The organism is Sphingobacterium humi, assembly GCF_009768885.1.
Lineage (GTDB): Bacteria > Bacteroidota > Bacteroidia > Sphingobacteriales > Sphingobacteriaceae > Sphingobacterium > Sphingobacterium humi.
The window spans coordinates 315,660-338,087 of record NZ_WSQA01000001.1 but is presented as its reverse complement, the minus strand read 5'-3'; the positions used below and the strand labels follow the sequence as shown (position 1 = coordinate 338,087).

Annotated in this window: 18 protein-coding genes; 10 read left to right on the top strand and 8 right to left on the bottom strand. The window is 42.9% G+C overall.

Features of this window, described 5'->3' with window-relative positions:
* Positions 1-55: 55 nt before the first annotated feature.
* Positions 56-2,782 carry a hypothetical protein gene (locus GQF63_RS01260; RefSeq protein WP_160367276.1) on the top strand — a complete coding sequence of 909 codons (2,727 nt, stop codon included), beginning with the start codon at positions 56-58 and terminating at the stop codon, positions 2,780-2,782.
* A 65-nt stretch (positions 2,783-2,847) separates the two neighbouring features.
* Entirely contained in the window at positions 2,848-3,492 is a 645-nt protein-coding gene (locus tag GQF63_RS01255) for a GntR family transcriptional regulator (protein WP_160367275.1), read from the top strand.
* 12 nt (positions 3,493-3,504) lie between these two features.
* On the opposite strand, the gene GQF63_RS01250 is transcribed toward GQF63_RS01255, so the two are convergent.
* Positions 3,505-4,302 carry an SMP-30/gluconolactonase/LRE family protein gene (locus tag GQF63_RS01250; protein ID WP_160367274.1) on the bottom strand — a complete coding sequence of 266 codons (798 nt, stop codon included), beginning with the start codon at positions 4,300-4,302 and terminating at the stop codon, positions 3,505-3,507.
* A 136-nt stretch (positions 4,303-4,438) separates the two neighbouring features.
* Between GQF63_RS01250 and GQF63_RS01245 the strand changes: the two genes are divergently transcribed.
* Genes GQF63_RS01245 through GQF63_RS01225 form a run of 5 tightly spaced genes read left to right on the top strand, consistent with a single transcriptional unit; the run spans position 4,439 to position 10,674 of the window.
* Positions 4,439-5,761 (top strand): aspartate aminotransferase family protein, encoded by a 1,323-nt coding sequence (locus GQF63_RS01245; RefSeq protein WP_160367273.1) that lies wholly within the window; start codon positions 4,439-4,441, stop codon positions 5,759-5,761.
* Between the two features lie 10 nt (positions 5,762-5,771).
* On the top strand, positions 5,772-6,950 hold the full coding sequence (gene dgoD, locus GQF63_RS01240; protein WP_160367272.1) for a galactonate dehydratase: 1,179 nt from the start codon (positions 5,772-5,774) through the stop codon (positions 6,948-6,950).
* A 16-nt stretch (positions 6,951-6,966) separates the two neighbouring features.
* Complete coding sequence (locus GQF63_RS01235) at positions 6,967-7,731, top strand: SDR family NAD(P)-dependent oxidoreductase (RefSeq protein ID WP_160367271.1); 765 nt, start codon at positions 6,967-6,969, stop codon at positions 7,729-7,731.
* Between the two features lie 2 nt (positions 7,732-7,733).
* Positions 7,734-9,119, top strand: coding sequence for a hypothetical protein (locus tag GQF63_RS01230; RefSeq protein ID WP_160367270.1), 1,386 nt, complete (start codon positions 7,734-7,736; stop codon positions 9,117-9,119).
* Entirely contained in the window at positions 9,109-10,674 is a 1,566-nt protein-coding gene (locus GQF63_RS01225) for an SLC5 family protein (protein ID WP_160367269.1), read from the top strand. The genes GQF63_RS01230 and GQF63_RS01225 overlap by 11 nt, the downstream gene beginning before the upstream one ends.
* A gap of 102 nt (positions 10,675-10,776) precedes the next feature.
* Here GQF63_RS01225 and GQF63_RS01220 read toward each other — a convergent pair whose 3' ends face one another.
* The 5 genes from GQF63_RS01220 to GQF63_RS01200 all read right to left on the bottom strand — a co-directional run bounded on the left by GQF63_RS01220 (position 10,777) and on the right by GQF63_RS01200 (position 18,703).
* Positions 10,777-11,964, bottom strand: a complete 1,188-nt coding sequence (locus GQF63_RS01220; protein WP_160367268.1) for a TlpA disulfide reductase family protein — start codon at positions 11,962-11,964, stop codon at positions 10,777-10,779.
* 23 nt (positions 11,965-11,987) lie between these two features.
* On the bottom strand, positions 11,988-13,322 hold the full coding sequence (locus tag GQF63_RS01215; RefSeq protein ID WP_160367267.1) for a RagB/SusD family nutrient uptake outer membrane protein: 1,335 nt from the start codon (positions 13,320-13,322) through the stop codon (positions 11,988-11,990).
* Positions 13,323-13,331: 9 nt separating this feature from the next.
* The gene (locus tag GQF63_RS01210) at positions 13,332-16,856 is read right to left on the bottom strand and encodes a SusC/RagA family TonB-linked outer membrane protein (protein WP_160367266.1); all 3,525 of its coding nucleotides are present in this window, start codon (positions 16,854-16,856) and stop codon (positions 13,332-13,334) included.
* Between the two features lie 133 nt (positions 16,857-16,989).
* Positions 16,990-18,099, bottom strand: coding sequence for a FecR family protein (locus tag GQF63_RS01205; RefSeq protein ID WP_160367265.1), 1,110 nt, complete (start codon positions 18,097-18,099; stop codon positions 16,990-16,992).
* A 52-nt stretch (positions 18,100-18,151) separates the two neighbouring features.
* Positions 18,152-18,703, bottom strand: coding sequence for an RNA polymerase sigma-70 factor (locus GQF63_RS01200; RefSeq protein ID WP_160367264.1), 552 nt, complete (start codon positions 18,701-18,703; stop codon positions 18,152-18,154).
* Positions 18,704-18,864: 161 nt separating this feature from the next.
* Here GQF63_RS01200 and GQF63_RS01195 point away from each other — a divergent pair, with 161 nt between their 5' ends.
* From GQF63_RS01195 to GQF63_RS01185, 3 genes are all read left to right on the top strand, one after another.
* On the top strand, positions 18,865-19,041 hold the full coding sequence (locus tag GQF63_RS01195; protein ID WP_160367263.1) for a hypothetical protein: 177 nt from the start codon (positions 18,865-18,867) through the stop codon (positions 19,039-19,041).
* A 94-nt stretch (positions 19,042-19,135) separates the two neighbouring features.
* Positions 19,136-20,116, top strand: coding sequence for an SMP-30/gluconolactonase/LRE family protein (locus tag GQF63_RS01190; protein WP_160367262.1), 981 nt, complete (start codon positions 19,136-19,138; stop codon positions 20,114-20,116).
* A gap of 192 nt (positions 20,117-20,308) precedes the next feature.
* Positions 20,309-20,737 (top strand): cold-shock protein, encoded by a 429-nt coding sequence (locus GQF63_RS01185; RefSeq protein WP_212592423.1) that lies wholly within the window; start codon positions 20,309-20,311, stop codon positions 20,735-20,737.
* A 75-nt stretch (positions 20,738-20,812) separates the two neighbouring features.
* Here GQF63_RS01185 and GQF63_RS01180 read toward each other — a convergent pair whose 3' ends face one another.
* On the bottom strand, positions 20,813-21,007 hold the full coding sequence (locus GQF63_RS01180; RefSeq protein WP_160367261.1) for a cold-shock protein: 195 nt from the start codon (positions 21,005-21,007) through the stop codon (positions 20,813-20,815).
* The gene (locus GQF63_RS01175) at positions 20,988-22,139 is read right to left on the bottom strand and encodes a DEAD/DEAH box helicase (protein ID WP_160367260.1); all 1,152 of its coding nucleotides are present in this window, start codon (positions 22,137-22,139) and stop codon (positions 20,988-20,990) included. Before GQF63_RS01175 ends, GQF63_RS01180 begins: the two co-directional genes overlap by 20 nt.
* Between the last annotated feature and the right edge of the window lie 289 nt (positions 22,140-22,428).

The window sequence follows — 22,428 nt, the reverse complement described above, 5'->3', positions numbered from 1 at the left end:
GTTGTCCTGTGTATAATTTGTATTTTTAGTAAAATTTTCAAAACCTATTGTGCTGATGAACTTACGTCCCGTACTTTTTATTACTTGCTTATTATCCATTTTCATAACGGCTGCACAAGCGCAGGTTGTTTATCCGTATCAAAAGTTCAAAAAGGCGAAATCCATTCGGGTTGTGGCATCGAAAGATAAAGCAGCAGCGGGAAAAGGCCTGATGCAAGCAGGGCCTGTTGCCGAGGGGTATCCGGAGCGTCCGGCAGATGTTTGGCTGGAAGTGCAGGTGCCGGAAGCTGGGACTTATGTCTTGGAAGGCGAAACCCTAGCTTATGACGTTGCGGCATTAAAGGAAAACGATAAAACAGGCATGCTGACGCAGCTTGGCTATTTTCAGTTGGGAGATTCAAAAATTACCAAGCGTATTTTGTTCGACCAATATAAAGGGGGCAAGCAAGACTTAGGGAAGTTTGATTTTTCGAAGGACAAGGAGGTTTTGAAAATTTGGTTGCCCAAGGATCTGATCTTAACTGCTATTAAAGTTAAGGCCTATCAAGCACCTGTAGCGCCGGAGGCGGCAGAAAAATATGTGCCGAAGGTGTTGCCAAGTGCCGATAGGCCTCGGCTTTGGGTAAATGCCGAGAGCCTGCCTGTGGTGAAAAGCCGCTTGCTGGCCGAGGAAAACCGACCAGCATGGGAGGCCGTTAAGGCGGTGGCTTTGGCGCCATACCCATTTCCTTATGCCCATCAGGATGAGATATTCCATGATGAGGCTTTGGAACAAATTATTGAAAAGAAAGCATTTTACTATTTAATGAGTGGCGACCGTAGTGTAGGTATGGAAGCTGTAGACTTGTTGCAAAATTATGTTCAGCGCTTAGAATTTGGTAATATCACCTATGGCGATATTACGCGTGAATTGGGGCGGGCAATTTATACCAGTGCCTTGGTTTACGACTGGTGTTATGGTTTAATCGATACCCAAAGAAAAGCAGCCTTGCGTGCAGACATGCAACTTTTGGTGCGCGATATGGAAATCGGTTGGCCACCGTTTTACGGATTGGAAAGTATCATCAATGGGCATGGGAATGAGGCGCAGGTGTGTCGTGATATGCTGGCCTGGAGCTTAGCCATTTACGACGAAGACCCGGAGCCTTATAAGTATGTTTCCTATACGATTCTGGAACAATTGGTACCTATGCGGAAGTTTGAGTATCAGTCGCCACGTCATAATCAGGGCATTGATTATGGGGGCTACCGTTTCGGGTGGGAAATGCATGCCGTATGGTTATACTACCGGATGCTAGGTTATTCTGTTTTTGATGATAATATTAAAAACATGAGCGATTATTGGATCTATATGCGCACGCCGGATGGAAAAATGCTGCGCGATGGCGATATGTTCAATGTGAAATATAACAGTAGCGATGAGTTTTATTGGAAAAACCCGCAGACCATGTTGCTGTGCTATGCTTTCTCAGGAAATGCGCTGGTAAAAGGCGAGTTCTATAAGCAAGGTGGTTTGGCCACTAATCCGGTATTGTTTTTATTGTTAAATGACCCGGCTTTAAAAGCGGAAAGCGATTTATCAAGCCTGCCTTTAACTAAAGATTTTGGAACGGTATTGGGTGCTATGGTTGCTCGTACGGGCTGGTCTGCAGACAGGCAAAGTAGCGATGTGATTGCGGAAATAAAAGGCGGCGGATACCATTTCGGAAACCACCAGCATGCTGATGCCGGTGCCTTGCAGATTTACCATCATGGGATTCAGGTTGGCGATTTAGGCTTGTATTTATCCTATGGTTCGCCTTACGATTTCAACTTTAATAAAAGATCCATTTCCCACAGCATGCTTTTGGTTCGTGATCCGAAGGAGCCTTTGTTGTTTCGTACGAAAACTAACGACGGCGGAACACGGTTTAGCCAACGCTTTCCAAAAACTGTAGATGAGGTTTTGCAAGATTCTTGGTATCATACCGGTACGGTCTTGGCCTCGACTTATGGTCCCGATCCGGTTCAGCCGAGCTACAGTTACTTCGCTGCCGATTTAACGGCTGCCTACAGTGCGAAAGTATCGGCCTATAAGAAAAGCTTTTTGTTTTTAAACCTGAAACGTAAAGATGTACCTGCCGCTATTATTTTGATGGATGAAGTACAAGCGAGCGATCCTAATTTTGAGGCCTTCTGGCAGATCAATACGTTGGAGAAACCGGAGCTTACAGCCACTGGCGCACGCTTGACCAGTCAATTTAAAGGTGCAAAAGGAGTGACCTATGTCGATATGATTCAACCGCGTTTAGAAGAGCGGAAGATTCAATTGTTTTCGGGAGATTCCAGTGCCTTTGTATTCGGCGATATGTATCAGGTGAAGTCACCTTGGCCGGAAGCGAAAGGAACGCGTGTGATGGTGCAATCTACCGCAAAAGGAGGGAAACATAGTTACACGAATGTTTTCCAGATGACGGAAGCTGGAGCGGCTAAATTGCCGGTTAAGGCGGTCGAGAAGGAGCAGTATTTTGAAATTGAAATTGCCGATAAATTTATCATTATGGCAAAGCCAGGTGCCTTTTTGAATGCGGGTTTTGAATTTACTGTGCCTGCAAGAAAAGACTATGAGGTAATGCTGATCGGTTTGCAGGATGGATTTTGGAATGTGAATAATACAGGAAAAAATAGTAGCTTTAATGTCAACATTCTTCCGAGTAAGCATGTTCTGAGTTGGAAAAGCCAGGGCGGGCAGTACCACGTGATTCCTAAACGTGTGTATGGAGCGGAAGAAGGGAGATACTAAACCAGAAGTAAGGGAGCCTAAGTTATAGCGAGGTATTCCTATTTTTGCAATAAATTGTATACAATATGAAAGAAGATTCACTGGCCAATAAAGTGTACCTAGAAGTACGTAAGAAAATCTTGTCTAGTCAGCTTGTTGGCGGTGCCAGGCTTGTGGAGAGTTCCTGGGCCGAGAAGTTAAGTGTAAGCAGGGTGGCAGTTCGGGAGGCTTTTATGCGTTTGGCCGGCGAAAACTTAGTGGAATTTGGTGAGAAGGGCGGTTGCTTCGTGAAGAAGATGACCGTGGAAGATGTAAAAGATATCCGCGAATTGCGGGAGTTATTGGAGGTGGGTGCTTTGAAAATGCTGTTTGCCAAGAAGGATAAGGCCTTGATCAAAGATCTGGAGTTAATCTGTAATGATTTTTCGGAGATGGTGAGCAAGGGTTATTATGGCGGTGCCTGTGAAGCCGATGTGCGGTTTCACGAACGTATTATTCAAGGTACGGGCAATTCCAGGTTGGTTAGCATCTATCAGAATAGCAATATTCCGTTGTTTCACATGAAAATCGGCGCTATTTTAGGGCAGATGGAAGATTACCTGGAAACAGATCAGGAGCATCGTCAGATTGTTGCAGCCTTAAAAAGTAACGATTGGGACAGTGCCTATGATACCTTGGTAAAGCATTTGGACCGCGGGGAGCACGAAGCCCTGGAACTTGTAGAAGATTAATAAGAAGGCCTGTTAAAGCAGGCCTTTTTTAATGCTTGGTACTTGCCATAATTTACCTTGCTCGGCCTCGGTGATAACTACGCCTAGGCGGCCATTCGGGTCTATCGCGCAATTTGTAGGGTTGTTTCCGGGTAAAGTAAGCTCATCAATTACTATACCTTCGGGATTGACGATGCAGATTTTGGCAGCACTGTAAACAGCTATATATAAATTGCCATCCTGGTCGAAGGCGATGCCATCCGGACCAATGGTTCCACCTGTAAAGAAGAATTGTTCTGCATGATCGATTTCCTGAGTCTGCGCATTCCAACGGTACTTCCAAATCCATTTACTCCCAGTTTCGGCTATATATAATGCACTGAAATCTGCTGAAAAAGCGAGCCCATTGGGATAGTTTAGCTGTTCGGCGATTTTCTTTACCCCCTTTTCGGGATGGTAAAAACAGATATACCCTTCATAATCGTCCAAAGAGTCGCCAGGGCAGGTAAAAAGCAGATTCCCTAAGGCATCAAAGCAGAGGTCGTTCGGCATGTGCAAGGCTTGGCCATCGATTTGTTCGACGAGTGTTTCCACCTGTTGGCTTTCGGGATCGTAGCGACGGATGCTGTTCTGTTGGGAATCGCAAAACCAGATAGACCCATCCGGATGGATGGCAATGCCATTCGGGTGTCCCCCGACAGCAATTCGGTTGTAGGTGTCGGCTTTCCAGTGAATCAGGTTTCCGGCTTCCTTTTCCACCAGCCATAGTCCATCTTGTTTGTCAAAGGCAGGGCCTTCCGGAAAGGCAATGGAATCGATTAGGGTTCTCATAAAATATTTTCAAAATTATTTTAAATGTATACAATTTTATTTTAATTTAGTATACATAATAACCAAGCGATACCAAAATCTAAATCAAAATCAAAGGATCGTTTTGTTGATACGCAATTGTAAAACTAATATAAACATGCTAGAAAATAAGAAGTCTGCCGAAATTCTGGATACCAACGCGCAATGGATCCCAGGGGGTGTGGTGTCGTTGAACCGGAAATCGGATCCAAATTTATGTTTTGTAAAAGGGCAGGGGAGCCGGGTGGAAGATGCCGACGGCAACAGCTATATTGATTACCAAGCGGGCTTTGCGGCTTCGTTTTTAGGGCATAATGACCCTGATGTAAATGCCGCTGTCTTGAAGACGCTGCAAGAGCAGCAAGTGCTGATGGGCGCCGGGCCGACCCTTTTGGAAGGGGAGTTTGCCGAGTTGTTCTGTCAAAGTGTGCCGAATGCGGAAAGTGTGCAGATTACGACTACGGGATCGGAGGCGACTTACCATGCTATCCGTATTGCTCGAGCCGTTACCAAGCGTGACCATATTATCGTGATGCAAGGTGGTTACAACGGTTGGCATAATGATGTGGCTTGTAATGTGATTAGCAGTTTACAAGATGTAGGCCCTTACCAGAGTCCGGGTGAATACCCTTTTGATTCCTTAAGCGCCGGAGTTCCTAAAAATCATAGCGATTTGGTTCACGTGATTAATTTTAACGACTTGGATAGCGTTCGCTATATCGTGGAGAAGTATGAGGTGGCCTGTATTTTATTGGAGCCTATATTGCAAAATATCGGGATTGTGAAGCCAGAGCCTGGTTACTTGGAAGGGCTTCGCCAATTGGCCGATGAACAAGGCTTCCTGTTGATTTTCGATGAGGTGAAAACAGGATTCAGACATGCCCTTGCCGGTTATCAATCCTTAGTGAATGTGGTGCCGGATTTATCTACTTTCGGAAAAGCAGTTGCCAATGGTTATCCTTTAGGGGTCATTGCAGGCAAGAAAAAATACATGGATTATTTTGTGCATCCTGAGAAATCGGAACGCGTGATGATTGCCGGTACGTTCAATGCATTTCCATTGACTACTGCGGCAGCTATTGCTACCCTGCGGAAATTAGGCGATGAAAAATTCGCTGTTTATGAGCATGTTGAGAAATTAGGTGCCTTATTGGAAAAGGGCTATCAAGAGATATTTCCTAAATTAGGCACTGCATTCTACGTTGCGCGTCAAGGGTCGGCCTTTTGTACCTATTTTATGGATCATGCGCCGAAAAATTTCCATGATATTTTAACGAACCATAATTTCGATTTGGATGTTAGATATCGTAAGAAATTAATTGAAAAAGGGATTTTCAACTTCCCTGCAGCTATTAAACAAGGTAGTATTTCTTTTGCCCATAGCGAGGAAGACATCCTGAAAACTTTAGAAGCAACAGAACAAGTGATCAAAACGTTATAGGCTATACATTATGAAAATTACAGCGATAGAAACCCTGGTGTGCCATGCACGCATGCGGAACTGGATATTCGTAAAAGTAGTTACCGACCAACCTGGTTTATGGGGTTGGGGTGAAGCTACGTTGGAATGGCATACGCAAAGTGTGGTGGGCGCCATTAAAGATATTTCACAGTTATTAATCGGGGAAGATCCACGTCGGATCGAACACCTTTGGCAGATGATGTATAGACAGCACTTCTGGCATGGAAACGGCATTGTGCGTGGAACTGCCATTAGTGGAATTGACATTGCCCTTTGGGATATTCTAGGGAAGATACATGGCGTTCCATGCCATGAGCTTTGGGGTGGTCGCGTGCGCGATTATATCCGTTTGTATTGCCATTTGGGTGGTGGAAAAATGGAGGATTTCTATGAAACAGCACCTGATGATGCCAAGCGCTTTGGCGACTTAGCCTTACAAGCAGTTGACGAAGGATTTACGGCTTTTAAGTCGATGGCCGTTCCGGAAACCATGTCTTTAGAAGGACTACGCCCTATTAAATACGCTGAAGCCTGCGTAAAAGCGATGCGTGATGCGGTAGGTGATGATATTGATATTATGGTGGATTGTCATGCGCGGCCTAGTCCACGCATGGGCTTACAATTTGCTAAAGCCTTAGAACCTTATGGCTTATATTTCTTTGAGGAGCCTTGTTGGCCGGAAACCATGGAGGATATTGCCTTGATTCAACGTTCTGTGAGCACACCTATTGCTTCCGGGGAGCGATTGATCGGCGTGCATGCCTTCCGTGATATGTTGGAAAAACGTGCAGTAAGTGTTATCCAACCCGATATTACGCATTGTGGTGGATTAACGGAAGCCCGTAAAATTGCGGCACTGGCCGATGCCTATCGTGTTTCAGTAGCGCCACACAATCCGCAAGGTCCGGTGAGTACGGCGGCTTCGATTGAGTTAGGCTTTGCTACACCATCTTACATTATTTGTGAAAGTGTGCATAAAGACGTGGAATGGCGCCAAGACGTAGTTTCTGAAGGATTTACGGTGCAAGAGAAGGGCCGTATTGTGCTTCCGAACAGTCGCCCGGGTTTGGGGATTGAAATTAATGAAGAGGAAGTGAAGAAGCACCCTTTTCAACAAGAAATATTACAAAGAACCTTCTACAAGGATGGCAGCGTAGGGGATTGGTAATTTAAAAGGAAACCGTATGCAAGAATTTAAAGATAAGCTAGTCGTCATCAGTGGTGGCGTAGGTGATATAGGCCAAGCGATGGCTATTGCCTTTCTCGATGCAGGAAGTACGGTTTGCTTGGCTGATAAAATGGATTTGGAGCAAGCGACACAAAAGTTCCCTTTGCTGGAAAGGGAAAGTCGCTTGCACTACCAGCAAGTAGATATCAGCGATTATGAACAAGTAACCCATTGGTTATTGGGCTGTCGCGAACGCTATGGTGCGCTATCGATTTGTATTCCCAATGCCTCCAGAGTGACCTTGAAGAACTTTCAATCCATATCGGCCCAAGAATGGAAAGATGAACTGGATGTGAATTTACATGGTGCCTTTTATATGGCCAATGAAGCGGCACGTCTGTTTATTGAGGATAAGGTTGCTGGAAATATCGTGTTCTTAGGTAGCTGGGCAGGCCATGCGGTACATAAGAATTTGCCGACCTATAGTGTTTCCAAAGCTGCGGTTCGAATGTTATGCCAATCGATGGCCTTGGAATTTGCAGCTTATGGCATTCGCGTCAATGAAGTTGCTCCCGGCTATGTAAATGCCGGATTGAGTAAGGTGGTTTGGGCCGATGCGCCTGAGCAACAAACAGCAGCAAGTAAAGTAGTGCCCCTGGGGGCCATTTTGGAAAGTGAGGAGGTGGCCAAACAGGTACTTTGGATTTGCTCTGAAAATAGTAGACTGCTTACCGGCGCAACCATCGTGCTGGATGGTGGTCTTTCTTTAATAAGACCTTAATTATGATAAACAATAAACATGCTTTTGCTGATATTTCATCTTCCTTCTCGGGACGATTCGGTATCAGCAAACGCATCATTACCCCTGAAATTGGGATATATTCTCGCAATTGGGGTGCCGCGGCGTTCGACCAAGCGACGGGCATCCATCAAGACCTCTATGTGCATTGCCTATTGCTTGAAAACCATCAAGGTATGCAAAGCATTATCCTAACCGCCGATTTGGGCTGGTGGAAAAATGCACAAGACGAACAAAAATTAAGACAAGCTATTTTAGCGCATTTTGACCTCCCGGAGGCCTCCTTGATTCTTGCTTTGTCGCATACTCATGCAGGACCGAGTATCTGTTCTACAGACAAAGACCTGCCTGGTGGAGATCGCATCATTCCCTATTTGGCTTTCCTGCAGGAAAGTATGATTGCTTGCATTGAAGAAGCTAGAAATACGGCCTTTTATGGTGTCATGACTTGGGGATATGGCTTAAGTGATTTGGCCTGTAATCGGGATTTGAAAACGGAGAAAGGCTATTTGATCGGGTATAATCCCAAAGAAGAGGCAGATGCTACCCTGCTTGTGGGACAGCTGTTTAATGAAAAGCAGGAACTTCAAGCTGTTATCTGCAATTATGCCTGCCATCCTACTACTTTTGCACATGAGAATGAATTGATATCGCCCGACTTTGTTGGTGAATTACGCCATACCGTCGAGCAGCACCTGCAGGTGCCTTGCCTTTTTCTACAAGGTGCATCGGGTGATTTAGCGCCTAAGAAACAATATGTGAAAGATCCGGCCATCGTGGAAGCGAATGGTCGTGCCCTCGGCTATGCCGTATTGGCAACGCAAGGGCAATTGTTGAAACCTAACCAGAATTGGGTGTTTAAAGAGGCTTTGGTTTCCGGAGCGCCCCTAGCCTTATGGGGAAAAGTGGCGGTGCCACCGGATTCAGCGATGATACAGCAGGTGTTGCAGGTAACTGTTCCGTATAAGCAACTGGAAGCTGCAGCGGCCATTTTGGAGGAGTTTGAAGCCTGTGAAGACCGGGTTTTAAAAGATCGCTTATGGCGGAAATACAATACCCGACTTGCCATTGGAGATAAGGAAGAGGCGCAAATTCCGGTATGGCTTTGGCGCTTTGGCGATGTGATTTTAGTGGCACAAGCCAATGAAGCCTATTCCATTTACCAAAAAGAGGTGCGTGCTGCCTTTCCAAATCATTGCCTTGTTTTTATCAATATAGCCAATGGCTATGTGGGTTACCTTGCGCCAGAAGAACTATATGATAAGGATATTTATGCAGTTTGGCAAAGTCCTTATGCCGCGGGCAGCTTGGAAATATTAATTAAAGAGACCATCCTTGGAATAAAAAAATACCTGTGCTATGAAGCTTGAATGGATTGATGTATTGATCTTTTCGATTTATATCGTTGGGATTGTTTTATTGGGTTTATACGCCTCGCGCAGTAGCTCAGATAGCAAAAGAGATTATTTTCTGGCAGGCGACAAACTGCCTTGGTGGATGATTGGTGGGAGTATTATTGCTGCAAATATCAGTAGTCACCATTTAGTGGGTGCCATGGGAGCCGCCTACAGCAGGGGCTTTGTAGCAATTACCCTGGAATGGGGCGCGATTTTAATTGGCTTTAACGTCTTGCTATGGGTGTTTCTACCTTTTTACCTGCGTAATGGATTCTATACCGTTCCGGAATACCTGGAGAAACGCTTTGGTAATGCTACGCGCGTGTTATATGCGGTACTTATTCTATTTACCTATGTGTTTGTGGAAATAGGAGCAGTACTCTATTTAGGAGGCTTATCCTTACATGCCTTGTTTGGCATTCCTATTTTATATTCCATCTTTGGGATGGCGGTATTAACCGGGATTTATACGGTATTGGGAGGCTTAAAGGCGGTTATCTGGACGGAGATGGTGCAATTGGTTATCCTGGTGATGGGCGGTATTGTGCTTACCTTTGCTACCGTTGATGCAGCAGGCGGCTTTGAGTCGGTAATGGCTTCAACAAAAGATTGGAAGATGTTTTACCCGGCTTCTGATCCTGATTTTCCATGGACCATGTACCTCGGAGGATTGCTTTGTATTAGTATCTTTTACTGTGCTACCAATCAATTTATTGTACAGCGGGTATTGGCAGCCAAGAATGAATGGCATGGCAAAATGGGGGTTATCTTCGGGAATTACCTGAAGTTCTTTGTGCCCTTGATTATTACCATCCCTGCTTTGGTAGCTTCCAATTTTCTGCCAACCCTTGAGCAGCCTGATTTACTATTCGCCACCTTGGTGGAAACCCTATTGCCAAAAGGATTGATAGGCCTGGTCATGGCTGGTTTGATATCGGCAATTATGTCGCATATCTCGGGGGCTATAAATTCCTGTACAACGATTCTGACAGTGGATGTGTACAACCAATACATCAATAAAAATGCGAGCGATAAAGAGTCTGTACGCTTTGGTAAGCGTGCTGGGGTAGTGATTATTATTCTCGGGATTCTGAGTGCTGTGATGTTGATTAGCCATTCCGATAAACCGGTATTTCTTTACCTGATGAATCTGTATGGTTTATTTACACCGGGTATTGCTACGATGTTCCTGATGGGGGTATTCTGGAAAAGAACTACTTCTCAAGGCGCTATTACGGCGGGTCTATTGACTATACCTTTGTCCTTGATCATGGAGTTTGCCTATCCAGAACTATCCTTCTTTAATCGAACCGGTATTGTATTCTGGACCTGTATGGGGCTGTGTTTAGTGGTGAGTTTATTTACGCCTGCAGTTTCTGAAGATCGCTTAAACAACTTGGTGTTGACGAAGGAGAGTTTCCGCTTAACGGCCGTAGAAAAGGAACAAAATCGCGGCTGGCGAAATCCTGTGATCTGGTGGGCGATTATTACCGCTGCGGTGCTGTTCTTCTACATTCGATTTTTTTAATACTATATAATTTTTGCATGTGCCTTTGGGCAAAAAAGAATCCCGTCAATTTTGGTTGACGGGATTAAAAACTCTCTGTTGAAAACAACAGGGAGTTTTTTGTTAAAATCCGTAAATATCTCGGAGGGCAGCGTCTAATTTAGCGCCACGCATATTAAAGTCTACGATCTTTCCTTCTGGATCCAATAGGATGGCAAATGGAATACCGGTGATATTATACGCTTTTGATACTTCCCCATCAAAACCTTTGGGTTCGTTCAGTTGGGTCCATACCATCTTCTCTTCATTCATGGCCTTGCGCCAATCTTTATTGCGCTCGTCCAAGGAGATACTGATGATATTGAATCCTGCGTCTTTATATTTCTCATTGATCTTTACTAAATGAGGGATTTCTCCGCGGCATGGTCCACACCAAGAGGCCCAAAATTCCAGCATGCTGTATTGTCCGGGCTTAATGAAAGATGAAATCTTTACGGAATTTCCTTCTTCATTTTTTAATTCAAAATCCTGATATGTTGAGAATAGGGCGGTCTTTTTACTCTTCTCGGCATAGCGTAAGAATTCTTCGTACTGCGGCGTGCCTTCCCAGCCTTGTTTGATGGCGGCTGTTAATTCTTCGATCTGCGGAACGGTCAATTCAACGAACATCCCGATGAAGTTATACATGGCTAAGTCTAAGGCAACTACTGATTTGGGATTGTTTTTAATAAAATTTAAGTTGCTTTCGCGAAGCTGCTTGTCGTAAATGGCCATTTCCTTACTGATACGGATGCCTTCCTCCGTATTGTAAATGCCTTTTAGGGTTGGCAGGTGATATTTCTCGCTGTACTCTTTATCTAAGGCACTTATTTTACTCCGCAAATCCTTAATACTTTCATTGTAAGCCGTTTGTTTATCCTGTGTTTTTGAACCGGTAATTACAGCGGCCTTTTTATTTGGATTGTAATAATACGTTGTTAAGCTATCGACATGGCCTTGGAAAGTAATTGGGGAATTCTCTAGGTAGAAGCGCGAACTGGTCCAGTTTTTTGCTGATGATTCTTCGCCTTTGGGCGTTTTATCAATTACGATTTGATAGAGCCCCGGAAGGGGCACACTACCTTTTAATTTAAATTGACCTTTTTTAATCTTTGTGCTATCGATTACTTTGTTGCTTTCATAGTTGGTTTTGTATAAGTATACTTTTTTACCTTCAACTTGGCCATCAATTTTGCCTGTGATGATGTATTTATCTTGGGCATAACCCATCAAGCCATAGCTCATCAGAAGTATGGATAATATCTTTTTCATAGTGATTCTTTAGCTGTTTATTGTTAAAAGTTTTTTTGCATATCCGGGTTGAACATCAATACCCTGGATGGGATTTCAAAAGTGTATTCAAAGGAATTCGGATCGATGCTGATCAGGTTTTCGAAATCTACCGATTGACGAATAGATTTGCTGCCGCGACCTTGCTTGGCTAGGCGCTTCATATCCATCCAACGGTTACTGCCGAAGGCCAGTTCTTTCCGTCTTTCTAAAAGGATTGCCTTGATAACTTCTTCCTTATTGCTGGATGAAAATGGTTTGAAAGCAGTTGCTGCAGTGCGTAATTCGCGAATTTCATTTAAGATGGCTAAGGCCTCTGTTAGCTTGTTTTGATGGGCCAAAGCTTCGGCTTGCGACAGCTTCATCTCCATGAAGGAAATGCCGAAGTTGCCCCAACCCCGGGTTTGCTTCATGTACCAACCCAAACCGTAATAATCCGCCGGGAATAATACGCCCCGAAGGTCATCAGGTCCGTATAGGTTTAGCAAGTCATTTGCATAATTGATGTAGTAAATTTGGGCATCATCCGTGGATGCGCGAAGCCATAGGATTTCTGGATCGGTTTCTTCCGAAGGAAATTCATAAACCGAATAGTAATCGTTATAGTTTCTAAAGCTATGTGGTTCTTTTAGGGCTAACTCAGCGTATTTTGCCACCTCTTCATAATTACCCATATATAAGTAAACACGGGTTAATACGGCTGATGCAACAGCCTTGTTTACCCTAGTTTTGTTTAATCTAGTATTGCTTAGCAAGCTTTCGGCCTGTTGCAAATCTTTAATGATCAAGTCCAAAGTGGCTTGTAGGGTAGAGCGATCTGGTGTCTTATTGGTGACATCCGTATAAGTTACCCATGGAATGCCGGGCAATGAACTAGCAGTTTTATCGTCATAAGCTTTGCTAAAGGCCGTGAGCAGGTTAAAATGTGCTTCGGCACGGTTAGTCAAGGCTTCAGCTAATAATTGATTTTTCCGGCTCTCAGATCCATCAACGGCTTTTCCTACGTTATTGATAATGATATTCGCATTGTATATTTGGCGGTAAAACTCACTCCAAATTACGGGAGAGGCATCATTATCGGTATCCAGAATAGTTTTCCAGTAATAGATATTTGTTCTAGGATCAACCGCGTTGGTGGTAAAATCAGTGTGGATATCATCACTAGCGTAAATCAGGTACTGGGAGAAGCTATTGGTGGTTGTAGGTGAATTCAAGAGCTTATCATAATCATCTAATTTATTAGGAATGATAATGCCTTTAGGTTCAACATCCAGGTATTTATCGCAGGAGCTTAGTAAACCAAGGCTCAAAAGGGATATATAGATATATTTCAGTTTCATGTGTTGTGCTTAAAAGTTAGTGTATAATGAAAGGCTGTACATGGCAGGTCTTGGCAAGAAACGCTGCCCATTGGTTTTATTGATCGCGTCCGGATCGATGGAATTATCGCTGAAGGTATATTTCCAAGGATTCTGTACTTGCAAACGGATCTGAGTATTGTTCAGCTTCAGTTTATTACTTACTTCATCTTTTAGTCTATAGGTCAGGATGATATCACGAAGACGGATAAAATCGGCATTCTTCACAAATTTGCTTGCTTGCTGATAGCCCGAGCGCGCATAATCGTTGAAATAATTGCTTTTACCCACAATCTGATAGCCTGGGATGTCAGTATGTTGCTCATCACCGGCTTCCTTCCAATAATTTAAAGCTTCCTCCTGGAAATAGCGAGTAGTCTCGTAAGGGCTAGGTGCCATGCTGCGCATAACATGTCCTCCATAATACATAAACAGGAAAGAAAGATCAAACTGACCGTAGCTAAACTGGTTATTGAAACCCAATACATACTTTGGAACGGTGGTACCCATATACAGCATATCATCGATGGAGATTTCTGCATTCGACCCTTCTGCATTCGCGCTAACCATTCTTCTATTTCCATTTTTATCGAATATTTCCGGCTGACCTTTCTCATTTAAGCCCGCATAGTTGTAGGCATAGATTGGTCCAATTGGACGGTCTGCAACGTATTCAATTTGGGAAACAAGCGGTAACAAGGCGGCAGTTCCAGACGGTTGAGCCATCAAAACTTCTTTTACCTTATTGAAATTAAAGGAACCCGTTAATTGTGTTTTCCAGGCGAAGTTTGAGCGTTGGATATTGATGCTGTTTAATTGCAATTCAAAACCATTGTTCTGGATGCTGGCGGTATTCGCATTGTAGGCATTGAATCCGGAGGTTGGGTCAGAACTTAAAAGGCCAATCACATCTGTTGCATTTTTCAAATAATAATCTAAGCTTCCCGAGAATCGATAGTTCCAAAGGGCGAAGTCTAAGCCTAAGTTATAGATATTGGTTCTTTCCCAGCGCATGGAACTATTTTCCGGCGACATCACATCATAGTATTTCTCGAATGGGAAATAGGTATAGTTCACTTCTGAACTTAAGATGAGGTACTTCCCATTGGCCGAAGTAGGTGTATTCCCATTAACCCCATATGCCGTACGCAGTTTTAAGATGTTGACCCAATCATAAGCCTGCATGAATGCTTCATTCTGGATACTCCAATTCGCACCTATAGAGTAGAAAGGCTTATAACGGTAGGCAGGATCTGTTCCAAATAAATTGGATTGATCAATCCGCATACTTCCTGTCAGCGCGTATTTCTTTTTGAATAAATAGGTTCCATCAGCATAGAAAGAAGCAAAACGACGATCATCGTATTGCTCATTAAAGTAGTACGGATAATGAACTAAAGGAAGATCGGTTGCAGGTAATGTTTCTTTGAATGCAGGTTGTAAAGCACGGTTTAACAATACATAATCCAATGGCGTTTGGATCAGCGATTGACCGTCATAACCAAATATGGTATTCAGGTTGGAAGACATTTCAATTCGACGGATTTCTGATCCAATAACGCCGGAAACTTGATGCATATCTTGTGCATCTTTGTAGTTCACATTGAATTGACCACGAACAGTGTATGATTTTAAGGATTGGTTATTCCGTGATAACATATCGCCTTGCGGAAGCGTAGCGAACATGGCTCTCCCCGAAGAAGGATCTTTACTGGCTTTGTAATTTAACAAGCGTCTTAGCGTAAAGTAATTCTCTTGCATCAGGTTGGCATCCAGACCTCGTTCATCTTCATAGGCACCACCCAAATCTAAGCTTAACCAGTTGTTCAGTTTGCTGTTAAGGCGCGCTTGGAAACGTACGGAGGACATATTGATTTTCGTATTGGCTCTGGAAACATCGGCGTATGGATAATACAATTGATCATAAAGTCCATTCTCCATGTTTAAGTCATTATTGCTTGCCATGATGCTGTTAAAACGACTTCTGTTCGGCCCCATAAGTACAGGCAATGCATTTCCTTGATCATCTACGAGGCGTTCGAAAGCATAAAAATCATCAATACCCACCTGTTTGAATGGTGCTTTTTGCTGACCATTACTGTACATCCCTTTAAAATCAAGGTTCATGATCCTGTTAAGCTGATGGGTAGAAGCAAAGTTTAATAATATCCGTTTGCTTGATGTTTCGATATAGCTACCTCGCTCACTAAGGTAATTACCGCCCAAAAGGTAGGTGTGTTTGTCGGAGCCCCCACTCAGGTCAAAGTCCAGCTGGCTGGTAATTGCTTGGCGGTAAAACAAGTCCTTGTATTCGTTCAGGTTGTCGTATTGGCCAATTTCCATTACTCGATGATCTAATTCTGCTTGGTTTATTTTGCCTTCTTTGAAGTCAAATACTGCATCATGAATCGGGGTGCTCGCCATCAATCGGCCGTTAAAATCGGCACGCTTGAAGGTTGAGTTCAATAGATAGTCTCGATTAATAAGTGCTAGATTTGCGGAACTCGCATAATCCATATAATCAAAGTCTGGCTTTGCCTGTACGGCGGTGGTCGCACGAAGGTTAAATTTGGTGCCACCTGACTTTCCACGTTTTGTTTCAATCACAATAACGCCATTAGAAGCTCTGGAGCCATAGATGGACGCTGCAGCCGCATCTTTTAATACGTTGACTGAAACAATATCATTCGGATTAATATTCTGGATGTCGATCTCTGTTGGAAAACCATCTAAAACGATCAAAGGCTTACGAACAGCATCAAACGTGGAGACACCGCGGATGGAAAGGTCGCCTGATTGGGAATTGTACACTAAACCGGCCAATTTACCTTCTAGGTTTTCTAGGAAGTTGCCCGAAACGGCTACACGTTGGTCGAAGTCTTTTTGGTTTATAGTAGCAACAGCACCTGTCAATTCAGCATCCGTCAGCGCGCGGTAACCGGTTTGTACCGTCACTTGCAATTCTTCGATGTCATATTCTAATTCGGTCAGTACGATATGACTGAGGTTTGAGTTAACATTGAGCTCCTTCCCATGGTAGCCGATACTGCTAATCTCAATCATGTTTTCTTGAGGTAATAAACCGATGCTGAACTTCCCTTGCTGATCTGTTGCCGTCACACGGAAGGTTCCTTTCACTTTGACAGTAACCTGCGGAAGAGGATTCCCTTTGCTGTCGAAAATTTGCCCCGAATAATACTTAAGCTTCTGTTGGCTATTGCCACGCTTTAAAATAACCGTATGATCAATGATTTCGTACTGGATAGGCAAGTCGCCGATGGCCACCTGTAACACCTCATCGATAGGTTGATCCCGGAAATTGATTTCCTTGGCCCTTGCCGATCGGATTACCTGATCCTCATAAACGAATTTATAGGCCGATTGGCCCTCAATCTTTTGAATGAGCTCTTTGAAGGTAATATCCTTTGCGTGGATGTTTAGGTTTTGCCCAAAAACCTCAGCTTTCGTTTGGAGCAAGCTCGCTCCAAGCAGGGCACATACTAAATGGATTTTCATTAGTATTCCTCTGTTGTAATTCATAAATTTGATTGGTTTGTTTTTGATTATTTAATACGTGCAACTTATTAAGTATAAACAGCCAAAAAATGGGGTCGAATATGTTAGCGCATATTTGACCTTTTTTGTGCTGTTATTTTACGGTTATTTTCCTTCCTTCAACGTCAAATGTTAATGATCCTGTTTTTTCTAATACTTCCAAAACCTTATGGAAATCGGCATAGCGCGAGATGGTTCCTGAATAGGTAATGGTTTTTTGTGCTGGATTTTCGAATACCACTTCTACATTATACCAGCGGGCAATATCGTTCATAATGAACCCGATTTCTTCCGAATCGAAGACGATTTCCTTGGCCACCCAGTCTACCTTTGTATGGGCATTCTCCTGCAACGCAAGACTGTTGCCGGTATTGCTGACTTCATCGCCGGGCTTCATCGTCAGTTCCTTGTTCGAAAGGGTATTTTTGATTTTTACCGAACCACGGATAAGTTTTGTTGTGGTTAGGGCTTCATTCGGATAGGCTTTGATATTAAATTGCGTTCCTAAAACAGAAACGATTTGGTTTTTAGAATGTACCACAAATGGCTTTGACGCTTTTTGAACATCAAAAAAACCTTCTCCTTGCAATTCTACTTCCCGATTCTTCTGGTTGTAGTCAGATTTAAAGCTGAGGCTAGAGGCCGCATTTAATTTCACAGCAGAACCATCCGGCATGGTCACTTCGAATTCAGCACCTAGGGGTGTTTGAATCTGATGCATTTTAGGTGCTTGGCTTGCTGTAGTTGTTTCCTCATACTTGAGTTCAATTTTGCCTTCATCGGTTTTTATGAAGGTTAACCCATCAGCACTGATGCTTTTTCCTTTTTGGATGTCACTGAGGTTTACATCGTCTCCATTTGAGGCCTTATAAAGGGCCAACTCCTGACCTGGAGAGATTTGAATCCCCGCAGACTGTTCCATGCTTTCAACCTTGTCTCCTTTATTCCATAGGTAATATCCTGTGAAGGCTAAGGTGAGGGCAGCAGCAACACTGGCTACGCGCAAATATAAACGTCTTTCCTTCGGGTATTGGGCTTGAATTACTTGCTTACTGGCTTGGAAATTACGCAGGATACTATCCTGATCTCGGGCTGGATGATCAGTCCCTAATGACAAATACCATTGTTCCAGCAATTCCTGTTCTTCCGGACTTGCGGTACCTTGATTGTATTTGTGGAGTAGTTCTTTTATTGGCGGCTTCATACCTGTCATTTTAATCAAGACAGGTGAGGGGGCAGGAGGGAGTAGAAGAAAATTAAAAAAAGAAGAAATGAATTTTGGAGCGTATGATTTTCAACGCATTAACGATTTGTTTTTTTACGGTTTTATCCGAGATTTGAAGTTGATCACCAATTTCTTTATGGTTCAGCATTTGGATTCTGCTCATTTCAAAGACTAATCTCATTTTCTCGGGGAGGGCTTGAATTCCTGCCTCAATTTGTGCTTGCAGTTCCTTTTCAAAGATGTAGTTCTCTACTGGTTTATAGGCTTCTTGAAATTGAAATTGTTCTAAATACTTATACCGAACAAGGTTTTTCTCTAGGAAATTTAAGATTCTGTTTTTAAGAAGGGTATATAGATAACCACCAACATTATGAATAGAACCGAGCTGCGGTAGGCTGCTGTAGAAGCTTAAAAACAAATCCTGAACCAGGTCTTTGGCATCCTGCTCGTTGGCCAGCTTTTTCATAGCATGCACGAATAAAATAGGATAATACCGATCATATAGCGTGTCAAATGCGCTAGTCTCGCCCGCTTGCGCGCGCGTTAAGAGCTCTTCATCTGTTGCTAATGCCTGGTTTTTCAAAATAGATAGTGGATAGTCAAGGCAAAGGTAGGAATTATCCAAAGATTCCAACCGCCAACTGTGAAATTCTGTGGGGCAGTAAAATGTTAAAATTTGAACAAAGCAGGAACCTAGCTGTTATTTAAAGAGAACAAAATCGATAATCTTAAACATTTACAACTATGAAAGGTAATCAAGGACAAAACGGTGGTAGACCGGTAAACACAGGAAAACAACATATGCCCGTACAGAATAAGGATAACCTAGATAGCCGGGAGCATGAGGAACAACAGGTAAAAGGCGATGATATGACCCATAATAAAAAGGAAAAGAAAAGCGAGAATAAGGAAAATAAGTAAAACGATCTGGGCTTGTTCATAAAATTGATTATCTTAATTCATTGATAGAGCATGGATAGTCCATGGATAGTCCATTGATAATGCAGTAATTGCTATGAACAACCTCATCCTATTTACACTTTTCTTTTCCCTATTTGCTATGGATAAGCAACCTTATCCTACGGTTGGTAAAATAGAACTTCTTGATCCTGAAATGAAGAACATCATAGATCCTAATGCTAAGATTGAGGTATTGGGAGAGGGGATGACTTGGGCAGAAGGTCCAGTATGGGTCTCTTCTGGGAATTATCTTCTATTTTCGGATCCCCGTCAAAATACCATTTACAAGTGGGATGAAAAGGAAGGGCTTCAGGTTTTTTTAAAGCCTTCCGGCTATGCCGGGGAAACTTGGTATAGTGATGAACCTGGTACCAACGGGCTCTTGATCAATCAGGCAGGCGAACTTATTGCATGCGACCATGGAAACCGAAGACTCAGTAAGATTTCTTTGGAAACCAAGGAAAACCAAGCATTGGTAGATCGTTGGGAAGGGAAAAGATTTAACTCCCCCAATGATTTGTGGCAACTCCCAAATGGCGACTATTTCTTTACCGATCCTCCGTACGGCCTTCCCGGGCGGTTAAAGGATACGATTAATCGGGAGATTCCTGTAAATGGTGTTTACCGATTGAAAAAAGATGGCAGTATTAAGCAGGTAATAGCTGATCTCGACCGTCCGAATGGAATCACTGGAAACGCGGCAGGCGATAAGTTATATGTTGCATTGAGTGATGATACAAAACCCTATATCATGGAGTATGCGGTGAAGGATGGGGAGATCATGAGTAAAGGGCGCATTTTTGTCGATTTTAAAGCCCAATTCCCAAATGAATCTGTTCGAGCAGATGGCATTAAGGTAGATGCTAAGGGTAATCTTTTTGCTGCAGCTGGAGATGGGGTCGTGCTGATGAATGCTTCAGGAAAGCCAATAGGAAGAATCCGTAGTGGCATTCGCACGGCGAATTGCGCTTTCGGTTCCGACGGCTACCTGTATATGACTGCAAGTGATAAACTGCTGCGTGTTAAATTAAAATAAACCATTTCCGAAGGTAACCTGATAAGGGTCAGTGCTATATCGTAAAGCATTTAAGTCGGGGTGCCTATATGCCTAATTGTCAATAATTTTGCTTATCTTTGCATTAATTCACAAAGGCTACTCCCTAATTTCCTAACAAAGGTTCCCCTTTCAGCGTAGTATTCCTTTATTTTATTCATCTAATTCTAGTCAATGGCAAAAAGTCAACTTACATTCAAAAAAAAAGAAATCCAAAAAAAGAAACAGCAAAAAAAACAAGAAAAGCTTGAACGTAGAGAGCTAAACAAAGCAACCAACGACAAGGGAAAAGCCTTGGAAGATATGTTTGCTTATGTAGATGAGTTTGGTAATATTTCTGACAAACCAGCTGCAAAACCTTATGAGTTCAAAGAAGAACACTTACAACGCCCTACTGATCCCGAAGATGAGTACTACTTTGGAAAAGTATCCTATTACAACGAAACTGGGCATTACGGCTTTATCCGTAACAATGAGAGTCAGGATACCGTTTACTTCAATGATACCCTAGCGGGCAAAACGCTTGCCTTACATCAAAAGGTGAGGTATAAATATATCCGCACCAGACAGGGGAATCAAGTCTCCGAGGTGGAGATGCTATAATCGGAAATTAAAGAATCTATTATATAAAAAAAATGCAACGAACTATTCGTTGCATTTTTTTTAGGGGCTTAGTAATTATCTTACTACGCGTACATTTACTGCGTTTAAGCCTTTTTTACCACGCTCTACTTCGTAAGTAACTTGGTCTTTTTCACGAACTGGCTCAGTAAGTCCAGAAGCATGTACGAATACATCTTCACCAGCGTTGTTAGGTGTGATAAAACCGAAACCTTTAGTTTCGTTAAAGAATTTAATTGTTCCTTCTTGCATTGTTATTTGTATTTATTAAAGTAATTGTTTCAGCTTTTGGAAGCTCAAATCCGATGAGCTTTTGAATTTTGTTTAGTGTACTTTGTTCCTCCTCACTACAGAAAGATACAGCTTTCCCTTGCAATCCTGCTCTTCCCGTACGGCCGATGCGGTGTACATAGGTTTCGGCATCTACCGGTAAATCAAAGTTAACCACCAGGGGCAATCCCTGAATGTCAATACCACGCGCGGCAATATCCGTAGCGATTAAAATATGAATTTCTCCACTTTTAAACGACTGTAATGCCTTTTGCCTAGCATTTTGCGATTTATTCCCATGAATACAAGCACTATCAATTCCTGTTTTACGTAAGGTCTTCGATAAGCGATCGGCGCCATGTTTAGTGCGGGTGAATACCAAGGTTTGCACCTTTGTCTTTCCAATTAGATTACCTAGCAACTGGGGTTTTTGTTTCTTTTCGACAAAATAAATCTGTTGTTCTACACTTTCTGCCGTAGAAGAAACTGGAGATACCGCAATTTCATTCGGCTGATGCATAAAATCCATCGCTAATTTACGAATGGCTTTAGGCATGGTGGCCGAAAATAACAGCGTTTGCTTTTTAGCTGGTAAAAATTTGTAGATTTTCTTTAGATCATGGATGAAACCCATATCTAACATATTATCGGCTTCATCTAATACCAAGTATCGGATATGGCCCAGTTTTACGAATCCTTGTCCGATTAAATCAATTAATCGTCCCGGCGTAGCAATAAGGATATCTACACCACGTTTTAATTCTTTAACTTGATTTACTTGGGATACACCACCAAAGATGGTACAATGTTTTACCTGTAAGAATTTACTAAGGCCAGCGATGTTTTGGCTAATTTGAATGGCCAATTCACGCGTTGGTACCAAGATCAAAACCTGTGGACCTAAGCCTTTGCGATTATCTTCATGTAATGATTGGAGGATGGGAACTGCAAATGCAGCCGTTTTTCCGGTGCCAGTTTGTGCACAGGCAATTAAGTCTTTGCCTGTAGCGATAGCAGGAATTGCCTGCTGTTGTATAGGGGTAGGGTTTTGATACCCTAATGCTTGTATTGCTTTTAAAATCGGGGGAATAATCCCCATGTTATTGAAATTCATTCTATTGTATTATGACCTCATCAAGGTCGGCGCTAGAGAATATGCTCTATCTTTACAAGGGTATAGCCATGCATGATGCAGGTGTCTAGTCGAGAAAAATATTTTAGAAGTAAATTAGAAAAGAGAGTGCTCCAACCAATCCATTCAATGCCAAAAAATATTAAAAACGCTATGTGGCAACTGAATAAACCTAATTAAGCGTTCGAAAATTATCGATTTCTTAGCCAATCGGGCGCAGGCAGGGCCTTGTAATTATACAATGTTAGGAGTAAAAACTTGGATATCAAAG